Source organism: Pseudomonas sp. SST3 (genome assembly GCF_003325755.1).
In genome coordinates this window covers 1-3,877 of sequence record NZ_QORI02000150.1, presented here as the reverse complement: position 1 = coordinate 3,877, position 3,877 = coordinate 1, and the positions used below count along the sequence as shown (strand labels likewise).

2 protein-coding genes and 2 pseudogenes are annotated in these 3,877 nt (G+C 55.2%); 3 read left to right on the top strand and 1 reads right to left on the bottom strand.

The window, feature by feature from the left end:
• The 3 genes and pseudogenes from gbcA to DQ405_RS27950 form a co-directional block, all read left to right on the top strand.
• Positions 1 to 1,078 (top strand): annotated as a pseudogene (gene gbcA, locus DQ405_RS25525) (glycine-betaine demethylase subunit GbcA); the annotation flags it as partial.
• 1,117 nt (positions 1,079 to 2,195) lie between these two features.
• Positions 2,196 to 3,137, top strand: a complete 942-nt coding sequence (locus DQ405_RS25515) for a lytic polysaccharide monooxygenase (protein ID WP_241730228.1) — start codon at positions 2,196 to 2,198, stop codon at positions 3,135 to 3,137.
• 4 nt (positions 3,138 to 3,141) lie between these two features.
• Positions 3,142 to 3,297: a hypothetical protein gene (locus DQ405_RS27950; protein ID WP_241730227.1), complete on the top strand. Its 156-nt coding sequence runs from the start codon at positions 3,142 to 3,144 to the stop codon at positions 3,295 to 3,297.
• A 194-nt stretch (positions 3,298 to 3,491) separates the two neighbouring features.
• Here the strand turns inward: DQ405_RS27950 and DQ405_RS25510 are convergent.
• Positions 3,492 to 3,877 (bottom strand): annotated as a pseudogene (locus tag DQ405_RS25510) (electron transfer flavoprotein subunit beta); the annotation flags it as partial.

The window sequence follows — 3,877 nt, the reverse complement described above, 5'->3', positions numbered from 1 at the left end:
CTGCAAGTGGGCAAGAACCCAATCATCGTGATCCGGGGTGCCGATGGCGTGGTGCATGCGTTTCACAACGTGTGCCGCCACCGTGGTTCGCGCTTTGTGCACCAGCGAAAAGGGCAAGGTCGCCAAGCTGGTTTGCCACTACCACCAGTGGACCTACGAGCTGGACGGCCGCCTGCTGTTCGCCGGCACCGAGATGGGCGCCGATTTCGACATGAAGCAGTACGGTTTGAAGCCGGTGAACGTGAAGACCGCTGGCGGCTATATCTTTATCAGCCTGGCCGAAAATCCGCCGGCCATCGATGACTTCCTGTCGACGCTCAGCCATTACATGGAGCCCTACGACATGGAGAACACCAAGGTGGCGATCCAGACCACCTTGTTCGAAAAAGCCAACTGGAAGCTGGTGCTGGAAAACAACCGCGAGTGCTACCACTGCAACGCCTCGCACCCGGAACTGCTGAAAACCCTGCTGGAATGGGACGACGTTACCGACCCACGTGCCGACCAGGCGTTCAAGGACCACGTAGCCGCCTCCGCCGCCGCCTGGGATGCCGAGAAGATCCCTTACGCCCACGCCAGCTTCGGCCTGCGTAACCGGATTGTGCGCATGCCGCTACTCAAGGGCACCGTGTCGATGACCCTGGATGGCAAACAAGGTTGTGCCAAGCTCATGGGCCGCATCAAGAACCCGGACCTGGGCTCGATGCGCATCCTGCACCTGCCGCACTCCTGGAACCACTGCATGGGCGACCACATCATTGTGTTCACCGTGTGGCCCATCAGCGCCCAGGAAACCATGGTTACCACCAAGTGGATCGTGCACAAGGACGCCGTGGAAGGCGTGGACTACGACGTGGAACGCATGCGCCAGGTGTGGGACGCCACCAACGACCAGGACCGCCGCCTGGCCGAAGAGAACCAGCGCGGGATCAACTCCACCGCCTACCAACCCGGCCCGTACTCCAAGACCTATGAATTTGGCGTGGTGAATTTTGTGGATTGGTACAGCGAGCGCAYGCTGAGCAACCTGGGTGCGGCGCCGGCGCCTTATCTCAAAGGCGTAGCTGCTCACGAATAACGCTTGTTTGGGAGCGGGCTTGCCCGCGATGGCATGGTGTCTGTCAAAGTCTGTATTGGCTGATAGACCGCTATCGCAGGCAAGCCAGCTCCCACATTAGGACAGATTAGCTGTTCAAAATTCGATCAGCTCTGATACAGCCCTTTACCACCCTGCCCTCCAGCCTTTACCCAACAACTTATCCACAAAGCCACCCACAGCAATTGTGGGCAATTGCGTCGTGGACGAAAATTAAATCAAGAAAATCCGTGACTTATTCAAACTTCCGGGTTTCAGCTCAAGCTGATCATTTATTGATCAAACCTCCAAGAGCCTTGTTTGGCGTGGCTTGCAGCGGTAAGCGAACACCTTATCCACAGATGCGCCAACAGACTTTGGGGGCAACTTTGTCTGGGCTGTGGAAAACCACCTAAAGTCGCTATTTCCGCGGGTCATGAGACGTTTTAAGGGTTAAATACAGTGTTTTGGTGATTTTTTAACCAACCCTCTGTAGGCCTCGTATTACCTGGCCTACAACGGATAGCGAACATCTTATCCACAGATCCGCCAACAGACTTTGGGGGCAAGTTATAAAATCCGCTTAGCTTTATCCACAGCAAAACCCTAGAGAAAACCGCCACTTAGCCTGATCATTTTTCAGCCAATAGCGCACAGGCCTTTAAATACGTGCCCTGCGGACAAACACAAACACCTTATCCACAGGCACGTGCACAGCGATTGTGGGTAATTGCCCGCTTGTCCGTTCCTTGTGCGGAAACGCTCAAATTTAAACTTCATCTACACTCTTTCTTGCAGTTATATCCATTGGCCCAGGTGAGTACAGAAGTCCTTGGCGCAAAAGAGGAGATAGACCGGTGACGTGGCAGGGCAATCCCAGCCATCACCGCGCCAAAGGTTTTACGCTGATTGATTACTACTGACGCTGGCCTCACTGGCCACGCTTTCGACAGTGGCTTATCCGCTGACGGCGCTGATGGGTCAACACATTCGGGAACTCGACTTGCAGCGTTCGCTGCGAGACATTCGCTATGCCATCGATGCTTACAAAACGCTAACAACACACTGAGCGTTCCAGCAGTTCGGAACTTGTTTGTCTGAATTGAAGGTGGACTAGAGCATGAATAATTTACAGCAACATACGAACGTTCTCATCAAGTGGCTGCTGGCAGCGGTGCTTCTGGCCCCCCTGTTGGTCATGGCACACGGTGCCGTCGATGAGCCGGTATCACGCCAGGTTCATTGCAAAGCGCTTCCAGATTTCTGGTCGGGAAACCCCAGCGATCCAGGATGCGCGGCGTTAGCCAAAACAAGCGGACAGTATCCAGGCCAGCAATGGAATGAAGTTGCCCATTTAATTGCTGCCCCGGGGTATAACGACCCGGAAATCGTTAAAAAAGCAGTTCCAGATGGGCAGCTATGTTCAGCAGGTGACAAGAAGAAAGACGGCCTTAACTTGGTGTCAAATGATTGGTACCGGACGGACGTCACGCCTCACGACGGTAAAATGAACGTTCGCATCATCGGTACGGCCCCTCACGTCCCCAGTTTTGCAAAGGTATTCCTGACAAAACCTGGCTTTGATCCGACCACAGCACCGCTGACCTGGAATGATTTGGTCCTTATCCATACCGAGCAACTGACAGTCGCTCAAACCGACTGGGGCACCAGGCCGCCTGCCATTTCGTCTTCGGGGTACTTCAGATTTCCAGTGCCTATCCCTGCAGAACAATTCGGCAACGCGACCCTCTTCGTGCAATGGCAACGAATTGACCCGGCCGGGGAAGGATTCTACAACTGCAGTGATATCAATATTATCGGGGCAGGCGTTCCCGAGCGGTGGTTTGATCTGGGGCAATTCATCGATGCCGTCATGAAAGACCTCACCCCAGGAAACGCCGTTCACTTCCGTATTCTGGACAACACGCCACAAGCGAAAGAGGTCGTAGACATTACCCTGCCCATTGACGCAAACAATCTGGACGCGAAGATATGGGGCCCGCAACTGGCCAATCAAATCCCTTCAAGCATCGCCAAAGTAGGGGAAAAAAGACGGCAATGACATTGTGTTCAACACGGCTGATCCGCAGGTCAATTCGGTATTCGTACAGGTCAAGGGTTACTCCAAGGCCATGGCGATAGTCGAAGCGGGCGGTGGGGAATACCCCGCGTACGTGCCGAACAAGAGCCCCCCTTACAAGCCAGGTGACGTTTGTATCTAACAAGGGCGCCAATTATGTGTGCAAACCCTACCCAAATAGCGGCTGGTGCTCGCAATCACCCAGCTATTACGAACCTGGTGTAGGCAGCCAATGGAACGATGCGTGGGATAAGAAAGACTGAGAAGTAAAATGTCTGTTGCGAGACAAACGCTGTGGTGTATACAGCGTTTGCCTCGCTATCTTTTCAGAAGAGCTTAGCGAACCACGCCTTCCTCTATCAGCAACTTGAGAATCGCCTGCGCGCCCTCTTCGGCGCTGACGCCCTTGAGCACCTGCCCCCCACCCCCACTGGCCTTGGCTGTGGCAGCTTTCATACGATCGGCGCCGCTCTTGGCCTTGATCACCTTGAGGCGCTTGGGCCGCGGTTTGGCCGGTTGCAGCAGTGCGTCTGTGAATAACTCATCCTGTTCAATCTCGACGTCATGGGCTGCCAACTCACCCCGTTGCGCCGGGCCGTAGGCGCTCTGGCGTGGTTTGGGCGCGGCGTTATCCACAGTGGCAAGAAACGGCAGGCGCACCTTCAAGCGCCGCCGCTGGCCGCGAGGCAGCGCCTGCAGCACCAGGGCTACGCCGGCGTCGA